Origin of the sequence: Methylomonas sp. EFPC1 (assembly GCF_016925515.1) — a bacterium.
In the GTDB taxonomy this organism is placed as follows: Bacteria; Pseudomonadota; Gammaproteobacteria; order Methylococcales; family Methylomonadaceae; genus Methylomonas; species Methylomonas defluvii.
This window is the reverse complement of record NZ_CP070494.1, coordinates 4,737,852-4,760,543: the sequence shown is the minus strand read 5'-3', so window position 1 is coordinate 4,760,543 and position 22,692 is coordinate 4,737,852. Positions and strand designations below refer to the sequence as shown.

General features: G+C 52.3%; 21 protein-coding genes. 13 read left to right on the top strand and 8 right to left on the bottom strand.

The features are described 5' to 3' along the window. Nucleotides 1–14: 14 nt before the first annotated feature. Together JWZ98_RS21845 and JWZ98_RS21840 are read right to left on the bottom strand one after the other, a co-directional pair. Nucleotides 15–1,412: a diguanylate cyclase gene (locus tag JWZ98_RS21845; protein ID WP_205452030.1), complete on the bottom strand. Its 1,398-nt coding sequence runs from the start codon at nucleotides 1,410–1,412 to the stop codon at nucleotides 15–17. A gap of 44 nt (nucleotides 1,413–1,456) precedes the next feature. Next, nucleotides 1,457–2,059: a nitroreductase family protein gene (locus JWZ98_RS21840; RefSeq protein WP_033157550.1), complete on the bottom strand. Its 603-nt coding sequence runs from the start codon at nucleotides 2,057–2,059 to the stop codon at nucleotides 1,457–1,459. Nucleotides 2,060–2,385: 326 nt separating this feature from the next. On the opposite strand from JWZ98_RS21840, the gene ileS reads away from it, so the two are divergent. After that, complete coding sequence (ileS, locus tag JWZ98_RS21835) at nucleotides 2,386–5,217, top strand: isoleucine--tRNA ligase (RefSeq protein ID WP_205452009.1); 2,832 nt, start codon at nucleotides 2,386–2,388, stop codon at nucleotides 5,215–5,217. After that, nucleotides 5,210–5,689, top strand: coding sequence for a signal peptidase II (gene lspA, locus JWZ98_RS21830; protein ID WP_205451994.1), 480 nt, complete (start codon nucleotides 5,210–5,212; stop codon nucleotides 5,687–5,689). Before ileS ends, lspA begins: the two co-directional genes overlap by 8 nt. Before the next feature lie 650 nt (nucleotides 5,690–6,339). Here the strand turns inward: lspA and JWZ98_RS21825 are convergent. Beyond that, a complete protein-coding gene (locus JWZ98_RS21825; protein WP_205451992.1) occupies nucleotides 6,340–7,341 on the bottom strand; it encodes a type I restriction enzyme HsdR N-terminal domain-containing protein in 1,002 nt (333 codons plus the stop codon). 841 nt (nucleotides 7,342–8,182) lie between these two features. Here JWZ98_RS21825 and JWZ98_RS21820 point away from each other — a divergent pair. The 3 genes from JWZ98_RS21820 to JWZ98_RS21810 all read left to right on the top strand — a co-directional run bounded on the left by JWZ98_RS21820 (nucleotide 8,183) and on the right by JWZ98_RS21810 (nucleotide 10,185). After that, complete coding sequence (locus JWZ98_RS21820) at nucleotides 8,183–8,344, top strand: hypothetical protein (RefSeq protein WP_165385901.1); 162 nt, start codon at nucleotides 8,183–8,185, stop codon at nucleotides 8,342–8,344. 167 nt (nucleotides 8,345–8,511) lie between these two features. Beyond that, nucleotides 8,512–8,733, top strand: a complete 222-nt coding sequence (locus JWZ98_RS21815; RefSeq protein WP_033157545.1) for a hypothetical protein — start codon at nucleotides 8,512–8,514, stop codon at nucleotides 8,731–8,733. A gap of 357 nt (nucleotides 8,734–9,090) precedes the next feature. Continuing rightward, nucleotides 9,091–10,185 (top strand): L-dopachrome tautomerase-related protein, encoded by a 1,095-nt coding sequence (locus tag JWZ98_RS21810; RefSeq protein ID WP_205451978.1) that lies wholly within the window; start codon nucleotides 9,091–9,093, stop codon nucleotides 10,183–10,185. On the opposite strand, the gene JWZ98_RS21805 is transcribed toward JWZ98_RS21810, so the two are convergent. Then, nucleotides 10,182–11,117 carry a LysR family transcriptional regulator gene (locus JWZ98_RS21805; protein ID WP_205451975.1) on the bottom strand — a complete coding sequence of 312 codons (936 nt, stop codon included), beginning with the start codon at nucleotides 11,115–11,117 and terminating at the stop codon, nucleotides 10,182–10,184. The two genes, JWZ98_RS21810 and JWZ98_RS21805, sit on opposite strands and share 4 nt — an antisense overlap. Nucleotides 11,118–11,368: 251 nt before the next feature. On the opposite strand from JWZ98_RS21805, the gene amoA reads away from it, so the two are divergent. From amoA to JWZ98_RS21775, 6 genes are all read left to right on the top strand, one after another. Continuing rightward, the gene (gene amoA, locus JWZ98_RS21800; RefSeq protein WP_205451970.1) at nucleotides 11,369–12,121 is read left to right on the top strand and encodes a bacterial ammonia monooxygenase, subunit AmoA; all 753 of its coding nucleotides are present in this window, start codon (nucleotides 11,369–11,371) and stop codon (nucleotides 12,119–12,121) included. Between the two features lie 11 nt (nucleotides 12,122–12,132). After that, complete coding sequence (gene amoB / locus JWZ98_RS21795) at nucleotides 12,133–13,371, top strand: bacterial ammonia monooxygenase, subunit AmoB (RefSeq protein WP_205451967.1); 1,239 nt, start codon at nucleotides 12,133–12,135, stop codon at nucleotides 13,369–13,371. 16 nt (nucleotides 13,372–13,387) lie between these two features. Beyond that, the gene (amoC, locus tag JWZ98_RS21790; protein ID WP_205451956.1) at nucleotides 13,388–14,161 is read left to right on the top strand and encodes a bacterial ammonia monooxygenase, subunit AmoC; all 774 of its coding nucleotides are present in this window, start codon (nucleotides 13,388–13,390) and stop codon (nucleotides 14,159–14,161) included. Nucleotides 14,162–14,592: 431 nt separating this feature from the next. Beyond that, on the top strand, nucleotides 14,593–15,855 hold the full coding sequence (locus JWZ98_RS21785; protein ID WP_240348130.1) for an MFS transporter: 1,263 nt from the start codon (nucleotides 14,593–14,595) through the stop codon (nucleotides 15,853–15,855). Between the two features lie 19 nt (nucleotides 15,856–15,874). Continuing rightward, nucleotides 15,875–16,255 carry a tautomerase family protein gene (locus tag JWZ98_RS21780; RefSeq protein WP_205451953.1) on the top strand — a complete coding sequence of 127 codons (381 nt, stop codon included), beginning with the start codon at nucleotides 15,875–15,877 and terminating at the stop codon, nucleotides 16,253–16,255. 64 nt (nucleotides 16,256–16,319) lie between these two features. Beyond that, a complete protein-coding gene (locus JWZ98_RS21775; RefSeq protein WP_205451950.1) occupies nucleotides 16,320–16,826 on the top strand; it encodes a DUF1993 domain-containing protein in 507 nt (168 codons plus the stop codon). 121 nt (nucleotides 16,827–16,947) lie between these two features. On the opposite strand, the gene JWZ98_RS21770 is transcribed toward JWZ98_RS21775, so the two are convergent. Beyond that, a complete protein-coding gene (locus JWZ98_RS21770) occupies nucleotides 16,948–17,517 on the bottom strand; it encodes a TetR/AcrR family transcriptional regulator (protein WP_205451947.1) in 570 nt (189 codons plus the stop codon). A 271-nt stretch (nucleotides 17,518–17,788) separates the two neighbouring features. Here JWZ98_RS21770 and JWZ98_RS21765 point away from each other — a divergent pair, with 271 nt between their 5' ends. Next, a complete protein-coding gene (locus JWZ98_RS21765) occupies nucleotides 17,789–18,886 on the top strand; it encodes an IS5 family transposase (RefSeq protein WP_205451286.1) in 1,098 nt (365 codons plus the stop codon). 336 nt (nucleotides 18,887–19,222) lie between these two features. On the opposite strand, the gene JWZ98_RS21760 is transcribed toward JWZ98_RS21765, so the two are convergent. The 3 genes from JWZ98_RS21760 to JWZ98_RS21750 all read right to left on the bottom strand — a co-directional run bounded on the left by JWZ98_RS21760 (nucleotide 19,223) and on the right by JWZ98_RS21750 (nucleotide 22,019). Next, a complete protein-coding gene (locus JWZ98_RS21760) occupies nucleotides 19,223–20,020 on the bottom strand; it encodes an SDR family oxidoreductase (RefSeq protein ID WP_205451945.1) in 798 nt (265 codons plus the stop codon). A 54-nt stretch (nucleotides 20,021–20,074) separates the two neighbouring features. Beyond that, the gene (locus JWZ98_RS21755) at nucleotides 20,075–21,076 is read right to left on the bottom strand and encodes an NADP-dependent oxidoreductase (RefSeq protein ID WP_205451942.1); all 1,002 of its coding nucleotides are present in this window, start codon (nucleotides 21,074–21,076) and stop codon (nucleotides 20,075–20,077) included. 100 nt (nucleotides 21,077–21,176) lie between these two features. After that, a complete protein-coding gene (locus JWZ98_RS21750; RefSeq protein ID WP_205451940.1) occupies nucleotides 21,177–22,019 on the bottom strand; it encodes an oxidoreductase in 843 nt (280 codons plus the stop codon). Nucleotides 22,020–22,123: 104 nt separating this feature from the next. On the opposite strand from JWZ98_RS21750, the gene JWZ98_RS21745 reads away from it, so the two are divergent. Continuing rightward, complete coding sequence (locus tag JWZ98_RS21745; protein WP_033157532.1) at nucleotides 22,124–22,567, top strand: helix-turn-helix domain-containing protein; 444 nt, start codon at nucleotides 22,124–22,126, stop codon at nucleotides 22,565–22,567. The last annotated feature ends 125 nt before the right edge of the window (nucleotides 22,568–22,692 follow it).

Genomic DNA, 22,692 nt, shown 5'->3' with positions numbered 1-22,692 from the left:
AAGAAGATGGGATTTTAGACGTCACCCAGGTCCGCTTCTTCGTCCGCGACGACAAGCCGATTGCGGCCGGCTTCCTTGGCGACGTAAAGCGCTTGGTCGGCACGAGTTAACAGATCGAGCCGATTGCCGCCATGGACCGGATAAATCGCCACACCTATCGATACCGTCACCTGCGGCAACTGATGATTACCAAACTTCAGCGATAGGCTTTCGATAGCCACGCGCAAAGCGTCCAGGCGTTGCAGGATTTTGTCTGGCTGGATTTCCGTGGTGACCACTACGAATTCTTCGCCGCCGAAACGGCAAACCATATCGCTGCCTTCCCGAAAACCGTTCATCAATTGCGCGGTTTTTTTCAAAACTTCGTCACCGGCGTCATGGCCGTAGTTATCGTTAAAAATTTTAAAATGATCGATGTCTACCATCGCCACGGCCAGCATTTTGCCACAGCGGCTCATCCGCAATAATTCCCGGTCCAACACTTCTTCCAGAAAACGCCGATTGAACAATCCGGTGAGCGGATCGCGTATGGATAACTCGTGCAATTCCTCGCGCAAGCTCAAATTCGCCAAGGCCAGCCGGGCGCTATCGGCGGCGGCTTCGGCTATCGACAGCTCGCGCTGAATATCTTCCGGGTGGCCACTGGTAAACCGGTGTTCGATGTAAATCAAACCCAAAGCGCGCGAATGCGCTAGCAACGGAATGCACAGATAAGGGCTGGTTCCCGGTTTTACGTGGCTGCAAACCGGATTGATACTCTGGCCGACGCGCGCCATATGAATGCAGCCGCGCCGCATGCCCCAGCATTCGTCGGGAGTAAACACGGCTTCCAGTTCGCTTTCGCCACAGCCCCAAGCATCGGCCAGTACCAGCGAATTACCGGCGGCGTCTAGCATATACAGACCGCCGACGGAATCGGCAAACAAACGTACCAATGCCGCTTTGATAATCGGATAAGCTTCGTCCATTTTTTGGCAGCTCTGTAAAAGATCAGTCATCTCGCGGATTAATTGCATATGCAATATCGCCGCTTCCAATTCGGTTTGGGCTTTTTTTAAGGCGGTAACGTCCCGCGCCGCAGCAAAAATTCCGGCGACGTCACCTTTGTCATCCCGATAAACCGAGGCGTTGTACATCACCTCGGTGATCTGGCCGGAGGTATGGCAGATAGCCAGCGGATAATCCGTGACTTTGCCTTGCGAAAACGCCAGGCGATAACCGTCGCGGGCTTTTTGCGGATCGGTAAAGTAAGTGGAAAAATCGCTGCCGATCAATTGTTGGCGCGGTACGCCGGTGACTTTTTCGGTAGCGCTGTTCACGTCCATGATCTTACCTTCCGCGCTGATAGTCACCAGCGGATCGAGACTGGCCTCGATCAGGCTGCGCGCATAGGAGGTTTTAAGATTTTTCATCGGCGCGACTCAAGGCAATCGCAGTTCATGAATATCGGCGACGCTTATTTAAATGCCTCGCCCCATTGTCCGAGATAAAACCGTTGCTCCAGGGCCGCACGGCTGCGTTCCGCCTGCTCGCCGGCTTGAAACTCTTCGGCTAAGTTATCCGCCTCGGCTTGATAGCCTAATGCCAACATCGCCATCGGCGTGCAGTCGTCCGGTAAATTCAGCACTTGCCGGGCTTTATCGGCATCGAACCCGCCCATTTGATGGGTAATCAAGCCTAAAGCGTTGGCTTGCAAGCATAAGCTCAGCGTGGCGGCGCCGGTGTCGTAAGCGGCAAAGCGGTTGGTTTTGCCGTTGTGATTAAAATTCTGCATCGCCACCGTCAAGATAAATACCGGGGCGTTTTTGGCCCACAGTTGGTTTTTTTCGACAATCACCGATAGCGCGGTTTCCCAGGCTGCGAGATTGCTGGATTTGTCGCAAACCACAAAGCGCCAAGGCTGGTCGTTAAAACAAGACGGCGCCCAGCGCGCTGCTTCCAGACACGCGGTTAAATCCGGGTGGCTGACCATTTTATCCACGGCAAAAGCCCGCGGGCTCCAACGGCTGGCGATCAAGTCGTGAATCTGAACCTGGGTGGTGGCGCGTTTATGTTGCATGGTTGAGCCCCTTGTGTGTGCTTAAGTAATTTTCAGTGCATGCCGGACCAGTAGTTTGCCGACCCTGTGCCACGCATAAACCCGCCGGTAAATTTCCTAAATCAGCAAACCGGATACGCTAGCCGATGGTAACTCGCCGACGCCGTCCCGTCTATTTTTAGCACGGTTCAAGGTCCAGCGCCGAGTAGGCTTTATGCCGCTTGGCACTTGGTGCTAAAATCGCGCGTTTACTATCATCCTTAGACTCATTCGGCTAATCGGCGCAACCGTTATTTTCAGCGGCCTAAGTCCGCACCCAGCCGCTGGAATGCAACGCAGACAACATCATGACCATGGATTACAAACAAACCCTGAACCTCCCCAAGACCGAGTTTGCGATGAAAGCCAATCTGGCGCAACGCGAACCGGAGATGCTGAAAAAATGGAACGAAAACCAGCTGTATCAAAAAATTCGCGAGGTTTGCGCCGGCCGGCCTAAATTTGTGCTGCACGACGGCCCTCCCTACGCCAACGGTGCGATTCACATCGGTCACGCCGTCAACAAAGTGTTGAAGGACATCATTGTCAAATCCAAAACCCTCAGCGGTTTCGATGCGCCTTACGTGCCGGGCTGGGATTGCCACGGTTTGCCGATTGAATTGATGGTGGAAAAATCGGTCGGTAAGGCCGGCGTCAAAGTCACGCCGGCCGAGTTTCGTAAGGAATGCCGCGCCTACGCCAAGAAGCAAGTCAACATCCAGAAAGAAGAATTCATCCGCCTGGGTGTGTTGGGCGATTGGGACAATCCTTACTTGACCATGGATTTTGCCTTCGAAGCCGACATCGTTCGTGCGCTGGGCAAAATCGCCGCCAACGGCCACTTGAGCAAGGGTGCCAAACCGGTACATTGGTGTACCGATTGCGGCTCGGCGCTGGCAGAGGCGGAAGTGGAATATGAAGACAAACACTCACCGGCCATTGATGTGCGTTTCGCCGTCGTTGATGAACACGCTTTCATGGCCAAGTGCCATCATGCCGGCGACCGCGAAGGCAAAGGCCCGCTGTCGGTGGTGATCTGGACCACCACGCCGTGGACGTTGCCGGCCAACCAAGCCGTGGCTTTGAATCCGGATCTGGAATACGCGGTCGTGCAATGCGAAATCGACGGCCAAACCGAGCGCTTGGTCATCGCCGAAGCCTTACTCAAAGACGCGGTATTGCGTTACGGCATCGGTGAACACCACATCGTCGGCTACTGCAAAGGCGCGGCGCTGGAACATCAATTGTTGCAACATCCGTTCTACGACCGGCAAGTGCCCGTCATCTTGGGCGATCACGTCACCACCGATGCCGGTACCGGCGCGGTGCATACCGCCCCCGGTCACGGCCAGGAAGACTATGTGGTCGGCATGAAATATGGCCTACCCGTGGACAATCCGGTCGGCAGCAACGGCGTATTTTTGCCCAGTACCGAATTGTTCGCCGGCCTGCATGTGTTTACCGCCAACGAAAAAGTGCTGGAAGTGTTGCGCGAACGCGGCAAACTGCTGCATCACCACGCCTTGCTGCATAGCTACCCACATTGCTGGCGCCACAAAACCCCGATCATCTTCCGCGCCACCCCGCAATGGTTCGTCTCCATGGAGAAAAACAGCCTGCGCGATACCGCGTTGAACGAAGTGAAAAGGGTAGAGTGGATACCGGATTGGGGCCAAGCCCGTATCGAAGCGATGCTGAATAACCGTCCGGACTGGTGTATCTCTCGCCAACGCACCTGGGGCGTGCCGATTGCCTTTTTCGTGCATAAAGAATCAGGCGAGCTACATCCGCGCACCGGCGAATTGATTGAGCAAGTAGCCAAACGTATCGAACAACACGGCATAGACGCCTGGTTTGAACTGGACGCGGCGGAATTGATCGGTGCCGATGCCGAGCATTACCAAAAAATGACCGACACCCTGGATGTCTGGTTCGATTCCGGCGTGACCCATGCGGCGGTTTTGGAGCGCCGCGAGCAGTTGCGCTTCCCGGCCGACCTGTATCTGGAAGGTTCCGATCAACATCGCGGCTGGTTCCAGTCCTCTCTGCTGGCATCGGTGGCGATGAACGACGTCGCCCCCTACAAACAAGTCCTGACCCACGGCTTTACTGTCGATGCCGAGGGCAAGAAAATGTCCAAATCCAAGGGCAATGTGGTGCTGCCGCAAACCGTGATGAAATCGCTGGGCGCTGACGTGTTGCGCTTGTGGGTGGCCGGCACCGATTATCGCGGTGAAATGTCGGTGTCCGACGAGATTCTGAAACGCACCTCGGACGGCTACCGGCGCTTGCGCAACACCGCGCGCTTCCTGCTGTCCAACCTGGACGGCTTCGACCCCGCGCAACATCTGGTGGCTAAAGACGATTTGCTGGCCTTGGACCGCTGGGCCGTCGATAAAGCCTGGCAGTTGCAGGAAGACATCAAAGCCGCTTACAGCGCGTATCAGTTCCAAAGCATCTACCAAAAAGTGCTGACCTTCTGCAGCATCGACTTGGGCGGTTTTTACCTGGACATAATCAAGGACAGACAATACACCGCCAAGGAAGATTGTCTGGCTCGCCGCTCCGCGCAAACTGCGATGTACCATGTCATTGAGGCGCTGACCCGCTGGCTGGCACCTATCACCAGTTACACCGCTGACGAATTATGGCATTTCATTCCCGGTCAACGCGGCGAATCAGTGTTTCTGGAAACCTGGTACGAGGGGTTGTTCCCGCTAGACGCCAACGCGACGATCAGCCGCGATACCTGGGACAAAGTGATGGCGGTACGCACCGTGGTGTCCAAAGAGTTGGAGCAACTGCGCGGCAAGGGCGCGATTGGCGCTTCGCTAAATGCGGAAGTGGAATTGTATTGTGATGACGCTTACGGCGCGGAGCTGAACAAACTGGCCAGCGAGTTGCATTTTGTGTTTATCACCTCCAACGCCGGCGTCGCCGACATGCAATTCTGCCCGGACGATGCGGTAACCACCGAATTGGAAGGCGTGAAACTGAAAGTGACGGTGTCCGAGCATCCAAAATGCGTGCGCTGCTGGCACCAACGCTACGACATCGGCGAGCACCCGGAGCATCCGGAACTCTGCGGACGCTGCGTGGAAAACGTCGCCGGCAATGGCGAGATCCGTCGTTATGCTTAAGTGGTTGTGGATTTCTGCGGTGACGCTGGTGCTGGATCAGGCCAGCAAACTGGCGGTAGACGGCTCGATGCAGTTGTTCGAGTCGATTCCGCTGATTCCCTACTTCAACCTGACCTACGTGCATAACACCGGCGCGGCGTTCAGCTTCCTGGCTCAGGCCGGCGGCTGGCAGCGCTGGCTGTTTGCCGGCTTGGCGGTAGTGATGAGCGGCATCATTGCGGTTTGGCTGTATCGTTTACAAAAGCACGAGACTTTGATGGCCGTGGCCTTGTCTCTGGTTTTGGGCGGCGCCATCGGCAATCTGATCGACCGGGTGGCATATGGCTATGTCATCGATTTTCTGGATGTTTATTACCAAAACTGGCACTGGCCGGCGTTCAACATCGCGGATTCGGCGATTTGTATTGGCGTGGGGTTGATGTTGTTGGAGAGTTTTGGGGTTGGGCGCAAAACCGTGGATGTTTTGGAATAGGCTTTTCGAATTACTTTTTGATCAAACGTTAGCCAAAAACTGTGAATTCTGTTTATTTCCCCTCTTTGAAAAAGACGACTGCATGGACTCAGGAGGTAGGGCAACGTCCGGAACGGTTGCCGAGGGGCTAGGGGAGATTTTCCAATCAGGTGTCGCTAGCGCGACGGCTGGTTTTTAATGTCGGGTCTCGGCCCGACAGCCGAGATACTTTCTTTTGCTTGGCCAAAAGAAAGTATCCAAAGAAAAGGCCACCCGGACGCCGCTTAATCCCTGCGCTCCTCGCTTTTGCCGAGGGTCGGCAGAAGGGGCTTCCCAGCCCCTCCGCCGACGTGCGGCATCCCTGCCGCACCCCTTCGGGCAATTCTCACCAAAAGCTCCGGTGCTCGGCGCGGCACACGGGAGAAACCGCGCCCGAGATTTGAAGAATGTAAATATAGTGAAGTAGATCCGAGCTGCGAAGGGTGGGTATTCGGAGGAATTAAGGATATTCAGCGCAAAAAAATACAGTAACCGTGGATAAGGGGAAAGATCAGCTGGTTTTTCACCAGCCTGGTAGGGCTTATTGCCAATAGCGTATGGCACCGAATAATCAAAGGCATTATGCGAGGCATAGCAGCTACGCCTTTTGACACCTTACGTCGCTAACTTAATCATGTGACATATAAGCAAAACTGACCCTCCAGACTAATTGGGTAAGAATTATTAATCACCATATTGTTAAGGACAGTACCATAGAACTTGTTTTCCTCGAGTACGCCAGTCGCTGAGGCAGACAAGCTGATAAACATGTTGTTCGGTAACCTAACTATTTTCCAGGTATTCATATCAAGTAACTCTTCACCAGCAGGGAATATGACTGATTTTGAGGATGTAAAACGGGTTGGCGTTATTGGGTCAGTGGAAATATATGAGTCGATCGAGACCAGCTCAACAGTAGCTAGACCCATACGCTCATTGACTTCTTGAAATGAACGAGTTGGAGCATGCGTTTCTAAAAAAACGACCATTCTGTTTTCTGAATCCCTCTCTACCGCTCCAGAAGTTATTGATATTTGTAATGCCTCCAGGGCTGGCATAGGGAAACTACATTTTTCGTAGTGAATGTGTCCGCCAGTTATCCGAGCGATTGATCGGAGGCCAGGGCCAAGGGCAGGATTTATATCAATAACTTGTGCTGGATGATCTCTGAGTACAGCCTCTGGAGACAGCAAATTTTGCAGCACACCCATGGTAATTTGATCACTGAGTTGTTCGTAGTCAATTGACAAAATAGGCGGTGATTCAGCCCCACGATTGGTTTGATATATCAATAGGTGTTTGCCGTTACATAACGAAAAATAAACCGCTCGTATTTCTGGGTGATTAGTATATGTCCATGCTTGTTCTATCTCATCAGCGTCAATGGCACAAGATGGCGCTTTAGCCTCGATCACCCAACGCACCTCCCCACCCGCTTCTAGAATGTAATCAGCCTTCCCTCGCAAAACCGGATCCTTTTTGGAATCCTTTCGGCCCAGATATATTCTCGGGTAGCGAAGAGACTGCTCTCGTAAGACATTGTGTTTCGACGCTGATCGATAACCCAATTCTCGAATCAACGGTGCAATAATTTCCTCGCGTACATCGGTTTCATTGAGTTTTGTAAAATCCATGCCTTAAGTACTCTCTATTCTGAAAAAATTATTTGTCATCTCAACCTTTAGGATTAGGATCTTAGGTTCTTACGGCCATAGGATGCTGCCGAGGCACGAGGCGCATCGATCGTGACCGTTGTGCCTCGCCGCTGGCTCGGCACAACCTATGGATGCGCAACTTTTCGCGTTGATCGTACCAGATTGAATTTCAAATCCGCGGCGGGTTTTCTCCCGTATGCCGCGCCGAGCACCGGAGCTTTTGGCGAGAATTGCCCGAAGGGGTGCGGCAAGGATGCCGCACGTCGGCGGAGGGGCTGGGAAGCCCCTTCTGCCGACCCTCGGCAAAAGCGAGGAGCGCAGGGATTAAGCGGCGTCCGGGTGGCCTTTTCTTTGGATACTTTCTTTTGGCCAAGCAAAAGAAAGTATCTCGGCCGTCGGGCCGAGACCCGACATTAAAACCAGCCGTCGCGCTAGCGACACCTATAAAACCAACCACCTGGCATCATCCCCGAAATCTCAAATTCCGCCCGCGGAACCGTTGCACAGAAAAATTATTCTTCTCCGTCGATAACCCAATCAGCTCACACTCTTGAGCTTGGGCAAATTGGGAACGCAAACCCTGCCACGCTAAGGTCAAAAATCCCAGGTCAAACAAGTTGCTAACCCTTCCTACCGCTCACACAATTCTGCGAATTTGAATGACGGTAGCTATTTTGCGCTACAGATTACAAAAGTTCCGGGCAATTTGTTTCCATAAAGGAAACAAATCATGAATTAAATGCCTGATTGTAAATATTTTTGGCAGGTATATAGTGAAGTCGTACTTACAAAGCGACTAAACATAGTCAAGGTGGACCCCATGAATATTTCAAAAAACATTTATAGAGACGTGATGATTGGCTTGTTTTTTGTCACCGGCGTGCTCAGCTTCGTCTCCGGTCAATTTATCCTATCCACACTTTTATTTGGTTCCGCATCATTGGCCAGTAACTTGAATCAAGCAACACCGGCGCGGGTTTAAGAGTGTAGGCTGACCGCTATCGGCAACTTGTGGCGCAGACTTAAATGCCGGCATTGCTAATCACGGCGGAACCTTATGGGTATTTTTATAAACAAACCCAAATCTTAGACATATTAAAGATCCTTACAGTCATTCACTGCCAAGCATAAAGCCATAGGAGAAATACCATGAATTTACGTTACGCAAATATGAAAAGTGCGCTCGAATTTTTATATGCGCCTCCCGTCACCCTGGCGATTATCGAATCATGGAGCGATGACGAGTTTGATGATGTGTTGGACTGGATTGAACAAATGACTCGTCGCAATTGGCATCGAATACTTCAGCGACCAGAAGTGTTCGTGCAACAAAGGCCGGATGTTTTGAATGTATTGGATGTTGAAATGTAATGGATAAATTCAAATACGGCGTTTTTCTGGGAGTTATTATTAACTCGCCCCCTAAATACCATTCGCCTTGAGTCTATCGAAGGGGGCGCCAGCCTAGGCTTCGATGGGCTCAGCCCGAACGGCACCCGTGTCACATTTTTCCGCTCTAACCAGGGGTTGAGCTTAGATTTTCCCGCAACTTGGCGCTGCGGCTATCTGGGTATAAAAACCTTCACTTCGCTATCGCGGCGTTTCCAAAATTGAATACGCCAATCATCATCAATGTACTGAATGGTTCGTGATGAATGGATGTCATTTAACAGGGGTCTAACGATCCAGTATGGTGTTGCCTAACCCAACAACTTACTGGAGATGATAATGAACCGTGGAATCCTATTTTGCACCGCCATGGTGTTTTCGGCCTTTGAGGCTTTGGCGGATGGCAACTCTCATTTTGATGTATTCGCCAACCTCGATACCGGCCCCGGCAATGTTACGGCCACAGCCAGCGGCCGGATCATTATGAGCCAGCATCAGTTTTATCAGCCGCAATACACGGTGGTGGAATACAAGGATCAAACCTTGGTCCCTTTTCCGAATAAGGAAATGTCTGCTGCCGATTCGACTGCGCCGATCAAACTCGACTCGGTGCTGGGTATCCGCTCCGACGCCAACGGCATCGTCTGGATGCTGGACAACGGCATGCGCAGCGGGGTGACGCCTAAGCTGGTCGGCTGGAATACCAAAACCAACAAGCTGCAGCGTTTGATTTATCTGCCGGCCCCGATTGCACCGAAAGATGCGTTCGTTAACGACTTTGCATTGGATGCCAACCACAATCATGCCTTCATCAGCGATCCGGCGGGCGGTGCGAATGCCGGCTTGATCGTGGTCAACTTGTCCACCGGCGTCGCGCGGCGGGTACTGGAAGGTCATAAAAGTGTGGTGCCGGAAAACGTCGATTTGGTTATCGACAATGTGCCGATTCTGGTGAAGACTCCGGCGGGCGAATTGGTGAAGCCGCATATTGGCGTCAATCCGATTACCGAGGATTTGGCGAACGAATGGGTCTATTTCGGGCCAATGCACGGCCTGAGTCTTTACCGGATTAAAGCGGCGGATTTGATCAACGAGTCATTAACGCCTCAAGAACTCGCGAAGCAGGTTGAACGCTACAGCGACAAACCGATCTCGGACGGCATCAGCATTGACGAGAACAACAATATTTATCTGGGGGACTTGGCGAATAATGCGATTGGCGTGATCGCGCCTAACCGACAATACCGGCAATTGGCGCAGTGTCCAAGGCTGTCATGGGTCGATTCCTTCAGTTTTGACGCTAACGGCCAACTCTATGCGGTAGTGAATCGCTTGCATCGCTCAGCCACACTGAACGGCGGCGACAACCAATCCAAACCGCCTTACTTTCTGTTGAAGGTCAAAGCCTTGGCCGCGGGCCTGCCAGGACGTTAAAGATTGATTTGAGATGCGCTTATTTTCCGGCCTATGGCGTTGATTTGTTCGCGCAACCAACCGTGGGCCGGGTCTTTTTCCCATAGCGGATGCCAAATCATCGCCAAATCGTAGTCCGGTAAACTCACCGGCACGGGTAATACTTGCAGCGGCACCAGTTTCTGAAAAGCGATGGCCAAGCGATAAGGCAAAGACAAAATCATGTGGGTTTGGGCCACGATCAAGGGTGCCGATAGAAAATGCGGCACGATGAAATTGATACGCCGCTCCAAGCCCAACTCGGTCAATTTCTCGTCTATTACCCCCAATTTATCGCCGGTTCGGGAGATCAGCATGTGTGTCCCCGCCAAATAGTCCTCCAGCGACGGCGCGGCTTGGATGCTGGGATGATCCTGCCTAACTACGCAAGCCATGCGATCCATGAATAAATGTTCGCAGTGCAAATGCGCGGGCGGATTCAGTACCGATGCAAAGCCCAACACCACATCCAGACTGCCGTTTTCCAACTGCGCCAACGGAAAAGCAGATTCCGTGCGTTTGACATGAATATCCACGCCCGGCGCCGTTTGCTCTATCAACTGCGACAACTCGGGCAAGATCAAAAACTCCATGTAATCGGTCGCGGCGATGGTGAAGCGGCGCTGACTAGATGCTGGATCGAAGGCTTGCGGAGCCTCGAGCAAGCGTTCCATTTCCTGTAACAGGCTGCGTACCGGCTCCACCAAGGCCAGCGCCAGTGCGGTCGGCTGCATGCCGGTGGGCGATTTAACCAAGACCGGATCGTTCAATTGCTGGCGCAAGCGATGCAAGGTATGGCTCATCGCCGACTGCGTCACGAACATACATTCCGCCGCGCGGGTGACATTGCGCTCCCGCATCAAAACATCGAAAGCCAGCAATAGGTTTAAGTCGAAAGTGCGTAGGTTAGCCATCCTGAGTTCCTCAAAAAATTCGGCTGCATACTAAACAATATCGCTGCTGGCCGGTATGAACAGTCTTGATGGTAGCGGATGAAATTTCACCATTTCACAGCCAGGCCGTTTCTCCCTACCTTATACCCCGAGCGCGTCGTCCAAGCCTACAAGGTTTAACTCCCCCCAAGGGTAGCTTTTCGGTTGGCGGCGCGCCCAAATACTCAATGGCAACAGCCATTCACTAAAACGCATTACGGGGGATTCTTACCATGTCTGCACAAATTCCAATTTCAACCTTCAAACCTTATCGGGGCGAAAAAGCCCGCTTGGCCAGGGCTTACGATTACCTGATCCTGGTGCTGGCCCTATTCTTATTCATCGGCTCGTTTCACCTGCATTTTGCCCTGACCGTCGGCGACTGGGACTTCTGGGTCGATTGGAAAGACCGGCAATGGTGGCCTTTGGTGACGCCATTGATCGGCATCACCTTTCCAGCGGCTGTTCAAGCTGTGTTATGGGATAAGTTCCGGCTACCTTTGGGCGCTACGCTCTGTGTCGCTGCCTTGTTGCTGGGCACCTGGGTTACCCGCGTGTTTGCCTATCACTACTGGAATTTCTTTCCGATCAACATGGTGCTGCCAGCGACTATGGTGCCGGGTGCCTTGGTATTGGATACCCTGCTGATGCTCACCAACAGCTTGACCATCACCTCCATTTTTGGCGGCGCGGCGTTCGCTTTGTTGTTTTACCCCACCAACTGGCCGATCTTCGGCATGTTCCACCAAGCGGTCGATTACCACAATAGCCAGCTTTCGGTGGCCGATGTGTTCGGTTTCCAATATATCCGTACCGGCATGCCGGAATACCTGCGCATCATCGAACGCGGCACCTTACGCACCTATGGTCAGTACGCGACGCCATTGTCGGCATTTTGCTCAGCGTTGTTGTGCTCGCTGATGTATCCGCTCTGGTGGAAAATCGGCAAATTGTTCGCTGATACCCGTTATCTGAAAAAAATCTAAGGAGAACAGCCATGAAATCATTTTTTAAACCTTGGCTGTTGACAGTGCTTTGCATCAACGTATTGTCGATATTTGCCGTACCCACCGCGCAGGCCCATGGCGAAAAAGCCCTGGAGCCGTTCATCAGGATGCGCACCATCCAGTGGTACGACGTGCAATGGTCCACGCAAAAATTCAACGTCAACGATGAAGTCAGCGTCAGCGGCAAGTTTCATGTCGCCGAAGACTGGCCCATCAGCGTCCCCAAACCGGAAGCCAGCTTCTTGAATATCTCCACCCCGGGACCGGTGCTGATTCGTACCGAGCGCTACCTGAACGGTAAACCCTGGACCAACTCGGTATCGCTGGAGCCGGGCGGCGACTACGAGTTCAAGGTGGTCATGAAAGGCCGTTTGCCGGGCCATTATCACATCCATCCGTTTTTTAATTTAAAAGACGCCGGTCAGGTGATGGGGCCGGGTGTGTGGCTGGACATTGGCGGCGATCCCGCGGATTTTAGCAATACCATTCAAACCATTAATGGTGAAATGATCGACATGGAGAGCTTCGGCTTTGCCAATGGCGTGTTTTGGCATCTGTTCTGGGGCGCGTTGGCGGCTGCCTGGCTGTTATGGTGGGTTCGCCGTCCCTTGTTCATCAGCCGCTACCGCATGCTGGATGCCGGTTTGGAACATGAGTTGATCACCAATCAGGATAAAACCATCGCCAAGGCGGTGTTAGTCGGCGTGCCGGTATTGGTATTGGCGTTGAATGCCGTCACTGCCAACCAGTACCCGGACGCCATCCCATTACAAGCGGGCTTGGATCGGATTTTGCCTTTACCGGCTCAAGTCAATGCCGGCATGGTCAATGTCGACACGCTAAAAGCGGAATACAACGTGGCGCAACGCGCCATGGTGTTGCAGTTTAGTATTGACAATCGCAGCCAAGGCGCGGTCAGGATCGGCCAATTTTCCAGTTCCAATGTGCATTTCATGAACTCTGATTTAGCGAGCGTCAACAGCAAACCCGGCAAGGATGACGTCAGTAATAACGGTCTGAGCTTGAGTGACAACACCCCTATCGCCCCCGGCGAACAACGCACCGTCACCGTAGAAGTGCGCGATGCGGCCTGGGAATCGGAAAAGCTGGATGGGCTGATCAAAGATGCGGACAGCCGGCTGGGTGGCTTGCTGTTTCTTTACGACGACGTGATGGGAAAACGCTATATCTCCAGCATTTCCGCCGCCGTCATTCCCAAATTTAATTAATTCAGGAGCACACATCATGGCTACCACGACAGAACACGTGAGCTTAAGCACCGAAAAACCCAAATCATTGCCTTGGTATTTGACCGACTTACCCAAATATTTAAAAGGCTTTGGCTTTTTAACCGTTATGTACATCAGTTTACGCCTGTATCAGGGCGCTTTTGCCATAGCACACGGGTTGGATTCCTCGGAACCGGCATTCGAACAATACTGGATGCGGCTGTTTTATATCGAACTGGCGGTGATTGCCGCCGTCGCCAGCGGTTTTTGGGGTTACTTATGGACCACGCGCGACCGGAATCTGGATCAACTGGCACCCAAGGAAGAGATACGCCGCTATTTCACCTTGACGATGTGGATCAGCATTTACACTTTTGCGGTGTACTGGGCCGGCAGTTATTTCGCCGAGCAGGACAACTCCTGGCATCAAGTGGCGATTCGCGATACGCCGTTTACCGCCAACCATATCATCGAGTTTTACTTCAACTTTCCGCTGTACGTGATCCTGGGTGGCTGCGCCTGGCTGTACGCCAGAACCCGCTTGCCCTTGTATGCCAAAGGCATTTCCTTGCCCTTGACCTTGGCGGTGTTCGGCCCCTTCATGATCTTGGTAAGCGTTGGCTTCAACGAATGGGGACACACCTTCTGGTTTAGAGAGGAATTCTTCGCCGCGCCGATTCATTGGGGTTTTGTGATCGGGGTTTGGTTTGCTTTGGGCGTCGGCGGCATCTTGTTGCAAGGCGTGACTCGGCTGATCGAGCTCATGGACAAAATCGAGGATGCTGAATAGGTCTGCTTTGGGATGCAGCTGGCATGAAAAGCCCAACATAACAAGGCTGCTGTACCCAAGGTAGGTCGGCCTGAATGCAATGGGTGCGGTTCAAATTGATGTGAAAAATCAAAAAACCGCGAAGCGAAAAAAGCCGAAGGCTGGTTTTTATCCCCTCATACCGTCCCGAGCATCGCAGCCTTTGACGAGAAATTGCCCGCAGGGGCGCGGCATGGATGCCGCGCGTTTTTCGCAAGGGCTGGGATGCCCTTTCGAAAAACCCTCGACAAAGGCGAGAAGCGCAGGATTAAGGCGGTATGCGGGGCGGCCTTTTCTTTGGTTTCTTTCTTTTGGCCGAGCAAAAGAAAGAAACTCGGCTGTCGGGCCGAGACCCGACTTTTAAAGTGGTCTCGCGAAGCGTTTCCATCCCTTACTAATCAACCCACACGACCATGTTTCAATCCAAGTCCGATGTCGCCATGCCAAAGAGTCACACCGATTCAGTTCACTATGCCTGGGTCATACTCGCGGTCACGTTTCTGTGCTTGTTTATGGCATCGGCACTGCGCTCCGTTCCAGGGATCATCATGCTGTCCCTGGAACAGGAGTTTGCCTGGAACAGAGAAACCATTAGCGGCGCGATTTCGCTCAACCTGTTGTTATTTGGCCTTGCCGGTCCCTTTCTAGGCCGATTGATGGATGTCTACGGCGCAAAACGGATCAGCGTTATCACTTTAATTTTGTCGGTGGCGGGTGCCGGCGGCAGCGTTTTTATGCAGGAGTCCTGGCAACTGTATTTGCTTTGGGGATTGCTGATCGGCGCAGGTTCGGGCGGCACGTCGATGATTATGGGATCGGCGTTGATCAATCGCTGGTTCCATAAACACCGCGGGCTGGCGTTAGGGATATTGGGAGCCGCCTTTTCCTCCGGCCAGTTAGTCTTCACCCCGCTGCTCATGCAGATCAATGTGCATGAAGGCTGGCGCGCGGCGACATTGTTTATCGCCGTCGGCTTAGGCCTGGTGGCTTTACCGTTGGTGCTGAAATTTTTAAGAGACTATCCCGAATCAAAAGGCCTGTCGGCCTATGGCGACCATGGCGTTCATCGAACGATGCTTAAGCCGGATCAAAATCCCATGCGCTCGGCCATGCGCAGTCCGCAGTTCTGGCTGTTGGCCTTGAGTTTCGGCATTTGCGGTTTAACCACCTCCGGCTTATTTCAGACCCATTTGATTCCGCACGGCATCGAACACGGCTTCACTGAAATGACCATGGCCATGTCCTTAGGCGTCATGGGTGCGGCCGATGTGTTCGGCACCATTTTATCCGGCTGGTTGTGCGATCGCTACGGCAAGCGCTGGCCGCTGGCGTTTTATTACATAGTCAGAGGCGCAACGCTAATACTGCTGCCCGGCATCGATACGACCGGGCAATTGATGATGTTCTCGATTATCTACGGCATGAATTGGTTGTCCACAATTCCGGCCACTTCAGCCTTGACCGCGGATTTATTCGGCAAACAAAACGTCGGCGTGGTGTTCGGCTGGATCTGCTTCGCGCATCAAATCGGCGCGGCGATTGCTGCCTACAGTGCCGGGTACGTCCATAGTCTGATGGGTGATTACCACTTGGCTTTTGTGGCGTCAGGCCTGTTCGCTTTTATCGCAACCGGTATCGTTCTTTTTATCAGAGAGCCGCAAACTGTTCGTTTTTAATTAATTTTGGAGGAATAACATGCCTTTAGTTCGAATATCGTTAATGAAGCAAGAAAATAAAGAGTTTGGGGGAAAGATTGGTCAAATCGTTCACCAAGAAATGGTGCACACAATCAGCGTACCCGAAAAAGATTGTTTTCAGGTTATTACTGAGCATGATAATAATTCTTTAATCTACGATTCCAATTACCTTGGTATACATCGAAGCGATGGCATCATCTTTATCCAAATAACCTTGAACGAAGGTAGAGGTGTTGATTTAAAGAAATCACTTTATAAAAACATAGCCGATACCCTGCATAATCAGCTAGATATACGCAGAGAAGATGTCTTAATAAGCCTGGTTGAAGTCAAAAAGGAAAATTGGTCGTTTGGGAATGGCATTGCGCAGTATGCGTAATAAGCTGTCAATACTTCTGCGTTTCATTAATCTGATTAAATGTTTTTAAAAATAGGGGGTTATTATGTCCATCGATATGTATCAAGTATCAATAAAAGTTTTTATCAAAATGCTGGGCAATTTATCGAAAATACTAGATAAAGCCGCAATCCATGCCGAAGCGAAAAACATTGATCAATCGGTCTTTATAAATTACCGTTTGGCCCCCGATATGTTTCCGCTCAGCAAACAAGTGCAAATTGCAACGGATATGGTTAAAGGCTGTGCCGCGCGCCTGGCGGGATTAGAGATTCCATGCTATGAAGACAATGAAACCACATTTGCCGATTTGCAGGCTCGTATATCCAAAACCATCGCTTTTATCCAAGATGTAACCCCGGCGCAAATAAATGGCAATGAGAACCTGGCTATTAGTTTCAAGATTGGCGGCACCGAGAAAAACTTTGTCGGTCTGCCATATTTGCTGGATTTTGTCCTACCTAATTTTTATTTCCACATCACGATGAGCTACGCGATCCTTCGCCACAACGGGGTTGAATTGGGGAAATCGGACTTTTTGGGGGTGGATTAATTCTGAGTTTGAATTATCCATATCTTTTATTTCCCATAGGTAGAATGGGTCGTTTTGCCTATGGTAGCGCTGTTCCTTAGCCTGGAATAGGCAGAGTCTTGATCACGGCTTGGATCTCAAGTTATGGCTGATTCGTAGCAAGGCAATCCAGATGGGAATAAACTAGTTCTTTGGCGTTAGCTATATAATCTGAATTGCAACTCGTTTGAGAAAATAGTATTGAGCCATGCATTAACATGGCAATTTGTGATGCTAATGTTTTTGGCTGACTTACCCCGCATTGATTGGCGAGGTTTAGTATATGCGTCCAAAAATTATGAATTATCCTGATCGCCGCTTGATGTACAGGATCGTCCTTAATTGGAAATTCCGAAAGCGCGTTCAAAAACGGACTGCCTTTGAACTCTCCACTTTGAATTAAATCATTATAAACATCCAGCATCGCCAATAACTTATCTTTCGGATCAATCATTTCGGCGGCTATGTTTTCGTATCGGGACATGAATAATGCTTCCTGACGCAGAAGATAGGCAACGATTAAGTCGTTTTTCGATGCAAAATATTTATAAAGACTCATTTTAGACACTTCAGCTTCTTTCAAAATACCATCTATTCCGGTTGCACGAATGCCTTGCTCATTAAAAAGATGAGTCGTAGCGGCTAAAATTTTATCCTGAGTTTTATTTGACATTTTTAATCAATATAAATCAAACGCTATATTATGGCGCCCAATAAAAATTCTGCATTCATTCTTTGTTCGCTGGAGTTTGAGTAAAAATCGTCATGAAACAACGGTGCATGCTAAATTTTTAAAAAGCGCCTGATAATAAATCAATCAAGTTTAATGGCGATATAGAAACTCGCCGCTAGCAGGCTGGTGAAAAACTCGAAAAGCCAAGTAAGCTAAGGCATAGATGAGCCGCCAACTGTTAAAATAGGCTACCTAAATTTGGAGCCTTTCAATGCGCGGACACGATGCCATCCAAAACAACTGGTTCAGCTACATCAACCTGGAAGACCGCATTCCCAAGCAGCATCCGTTGCGCCGTTTACGGCTGTTGGTCGATGGCGTACTGGCCTCGATGGATGCCGTCTTTGCCGCGCGTTACTCGCACACTGGCCGTCCCTCGATTGCCCCCGAAAAACTGCTGCGCGCCTTGCTGTTACAAGTCCTGTATACGGTCCGTAGCGAGCGTCAGTTGATGGAACAACTGGACTACAACCTGTTGTTTCGCTGGTTTGTTGGTTTGGGTATCGACGATGCTGTCTGGGAGCGCAGCGTGTTCAGCGCCAACCGCGAACGCCTGCTGTCCGAAGCCCTGAGTCGCGAATTTTTTGAGCGGGTACTGGCCATAGCCGAATGGCAAAATCTGGTGTCCGACGAACACTTCAGCGTCGACGGTAGCCTCATTGAAGCCTGGGCCTCGCATAAAAGCTTCGTTAAAAAAGACGGCAGCGGCCCGGACAAACCCGCCGGCCGCAATCCCGAGGTCGACTTCAGCGGCGAAAAGCGCAGCAACGCCACCCACCACAGTACGACCGATCCCGAAGCCCGGCTTTACAAGAAAGGCGAATACACCGAGGCCAAACTGCGTTACATCACCCATGCCTTGTCCGAGAATCGCAACGGCCTGATTGTCGATGTCGAAACCACTCAAGCCACCGGCACCGCCGAAATCGAAGCCGCGCAAAAAATGATCAAACGCCGCGTGCCCAAAGGCGGCAGCGTCGGTGCCGACAAAGGCTACGACCAAGCGGCGTTCGTCAACGGACTCGAGTCCCGTGACATCAAAGCCCATGTGGCCCGCAAAAAGACCGGCAGTGCCGTCGATGGCCGCACCGCGCGCGGCAAAGGTTACGCCCAAAGTCTCAAGCGCCGCAAAATCGTCGAAGAAGCCTTTGGCTGGGTCAAAACGGTCGGCGGCCTGCGCAAAACTCGTCACATCGGCTTAGCCAAAGTCGCGGGTCAGGCCTTGTTTTGCTTTGCCGCCTACAACCTGACGCGCATGCTCAACCTATTGGTGTTCACGCCGAAACCGGCGTGGAGTGCGCCCGCCTAGGGTGAAGTTCGCCTGAAAACCGTCCACAGACGGCTTCAGGCGAATAAAAAGCCCTTGAAACCGGGGCAAAACGCTTGAAACTCGATGTCATGACCGATTTCAACTCGAAAAAATCACTTACATCGTGGGTAAGGGGAAATATCGGCGGGTTTTTCACCAGCCTGCTAGGCGCGGATTGTTTGGTAATCCGCGCGACTAACGACTCGTTGCTCAGCCTACCTGTATCTGTGAAGAATGTCTGTCATACGCCAACCAGTCTCGCGCCTTTCCAGATGCGATTTATAGTGGTCTGTGGCGTTATCAAAAAACGGCTCGCGTTATTTACATGGAAAACAATCAGGATGGCGTCGCTAGGCGTGGCGCGGACTTACCGGTTTGCGTCGCCGCGAAAAGATCGGAGCGGTGAGCGTCGTATCGGTCCCAGTGCCCGGCGTCAGCCAGGGAGGGCCAGGTGACCAGCTCACCTTGGTCGAAACCAGCCAGCGCGGCATCGACAAGATGCTCGGTAGTCATCACCGCTTCTTCTGGAAACGCGGTCAGTGGCATCCCGGCGGTATCCCAAAGTTCGGTGGCTGTGGCGGCAGGCAACACCACTTGCACCCTAATCCCCGTATTTGCCAGTTCTTGCTGTAGCCCGCGACTGAAATTGAGCACGAACGCCTTCGTGCCGCTGTATACCGAACTCACCGGAAACGAATGCACAGCCAATACCGAGGCGATATTGATAATGACACCGTCGTTGCGTGCCTTGAACGCAGGCAGCACGGCATGCGTCAATCGCGTCAGCGCCGTGATATTCAACGCGATCTGCGACAAGGAGTCTTTCACTGGCGCTTCCGCAAAAGGGCTGAGTCTGGCAATGCCGGCATTGTTGACCAATAGACTGATAGCGGGATTGGCAGCGAGAACGGCTTCAAGACCCGCGAGGTCTGTTTCGTTCTCAAGATCGGCCACCCGCGTTTCGGCCTTGATGCCGTAAGCCTGCTCTAGTTTGGCGGCGAGATTCTGCAAGCGGTCGCCGCGCCGGGCGACCAGCAACAGGTCGTATCCGCGTTGAGCTAGACGATCGGCGTAGATGGATCCGATGCCGGAAGAAGCACCTGTTACAACAGCGATTTTTTTAGATGAAGTCATGGTTTTTTACCTTTGGATGTGTTTGAAAAATGTGGAGCTTTGCTTGTCTTCTGTTTACTGCATCTTGACGACGACTTTCCCCCTCGAACGCCCCTGAGCGAGGTAGGCAAGCGCATCTTTGGCTTCCTCGAACGGAAACACCTTGTCGATCACAGGCTTAATACGCTCGGCTTCGAGGAGTTTGCCGATTTCACTGAGTTGATCGCCATCGGGACGCACGAACAGAAATGAGTAAGTGACTGCCCGTTTTCTGGCAAGCCGCATGATCTTGCGGCTCATCAGCCCGAATACGAACCTGAGGAAGAAATTCAAGCGCTTGGCATCCGCGAACGCCGCATCCAACGGCCCGATCAGCGAGACGATCTTGCCTCCCGGCTTGAGGATGCCGACGGTTCTCTCGAGTTCGGCCCCCTTGAGCGTGCCAAGCACCACGTCGTAGTCGCCCAGCACTTTCTCGAAATCTTGCTTCTTGTAGTCGACGACTTCATCGGCTCCCAGGCTGCGCACCAGTTCAACGTTGCCGGTGCTGGTGGTGGTTGCCACCGTGGCGCCAAGGTGCTTTGCCAGTTGGATCGCAAAGGTGCCAATGCCGCCTGAGCCTGCCGGGATGAACAGCTTCTGGCCGGCGCGAAGATTGGCGCGTTCCTTCAGCGCTTGCCAGGAGGTAAGCCCGACCATCGGAATGGATGCGGCCTGCACGAAATCCAGATTGGCCGGCTTCAGCGCGGCGGCGCTCTCCGGCACCACCGCGAATTCGGCAAGCGACCCCGTGCCAAGATCGAAGATACTGGCGAAGACCGCATCGCCGGGCTTGAAGCGCGTTACGTTGCTGCCGACCTCAGTCACCACACCCGCCAGATCGCTGCCCAGCGTGGCCGGCAACTGGAAATGCAGGACCGGTTTGAACATCCCGGTTGGAATCATGTTGTCGATCGGGTTCAGGCCCGCGGCGTGGACTTTTACCAGCAGTTCGTCAGCCTTCAGTGTGGGACGAGAAATGTCGGAAAAACCGATCTCGGGCGACTTGCTATAGCGTTTGAAGGTGAGGGCTTTCATGGTTAATGTGCTATTCACAAAAAATTCCTTGTTGCTAAGTTCAGACTAAATCGGTGTTGAAATGCGACTTGGTTTCCATAACGCTGGACGACGAACGCCTTCATGACATTTGTGGTTTTTTTATTGCGTCTAGCCGCAGATCTTTACGAAGCCCTGCGTCCAATACGCGAGCAGGCGCAAATCGGCGTAGCAGGCTCAAGCGCTTAGCGAGACCGCCCGCGGTATATCGGAGCTTGGGACGAGCCGATCTGGCCGCTTTCAGCACCACATCGGCCACGACTTCCGGCTCATCGGCAATAGCCATAACTTCCTCCAACACCTTATCTAATGCCGCGCGGGTTTCGTGGTATTCCTCAAGCTGCGAATCGGGCGCCATTAGGTTCGCGTCGAACTTCGTTTTTGTGTATGCGGGCTCGATGACCGAGACCCGGATGCCTCGGGTACGCAACTCGTGGTCTAGCGATTCCGAATAGCCTTCGATCGCGTGCTTGCTCGCGGCATAAATGGCCATATACGGCATCGGCAATACGCCAAGTACCGAGCCGATGTTGATGATGCGGCCGCTGCCTTGGCGCCGCATATGGGGTGTAACGGCGCGAGTCATGCGGACGATGCCGAAGAAGTTCGTATCAAAAACCGACTGGGACTGTTCAATCGAACTCTCTTCCGCTCCAGCAGGCGCAACCCCGAAGCCGGCGTTGTTCACCAGCAGGTCAATGCGTCCTTCCCGTTGCATCACCTCGCTAACTGCAGCTTCGACGGAAACATCGCTAGTCACGTCGAGAGGCAGCATCTGAAAAGAACGTTGACCGGTTTGGGCGCCCCGTCTGCTGGTCCCGTAGACCTTGTAGCCAGCCGCGGTCAGCCGCAGAGCGGTTGCTTCGCCGATGCCCGAGGATGCGCCGGTAACCAGCGCGACACTAATATTTTGCTTAATACTCATAACTCAAATCTCCTTGCGGGGTGGATTGTCTATCATCTAAGTGTTACTATCATTTCGGTAGTTATGTTACTACCAATTTGAAAGCAAGTCACTACCAAAATTGTATGAACGATAAAAATATTTGTGATGACCCTTGTCCAATCGCGCGCTGCTTGGCTTTTCTGGGAGACGCATGGAGTCTTTTGATTCTGCGGGATGCCCATTTCGGCCTCACCCGCTTTGACCAGTTTCGGAAAAACCTGGGAATCGGACCCGCGATCCTGACCCGCAGATTGGCGACTCTGACAGCGGAAGGCTTGTTGGAAAAAAGGCTTTATTCGGAACGCCCGCCGCGTGAGGAGTATGTGTTGACTGCCGCCGGCCGCGATTTTCTGCCGGTGCTGTTCACGATGGGTGCCTGGGGACGTCAATATCGCGGCGAGGGCCAACTGGTGCGCATCTTGGACGCAGAAACGGGGGCAGAAATCAGACCGGTGCTTGTGGATGAGGTCACCGGGATAAAGATCGGGAATCGGCCGATACGCATTGTCGAGCCGGATGGCGACTAGGGGTTATTGCCGCTTTGGCCTGCGCTTTTATTTGGTTGCCCAGTTAAAACGGCAACAGCCCTAATCAAACAAAGGGGTTTATGCAAAAAATCCGCTGTCGGAAATGGCACATATTTCAGCCATTC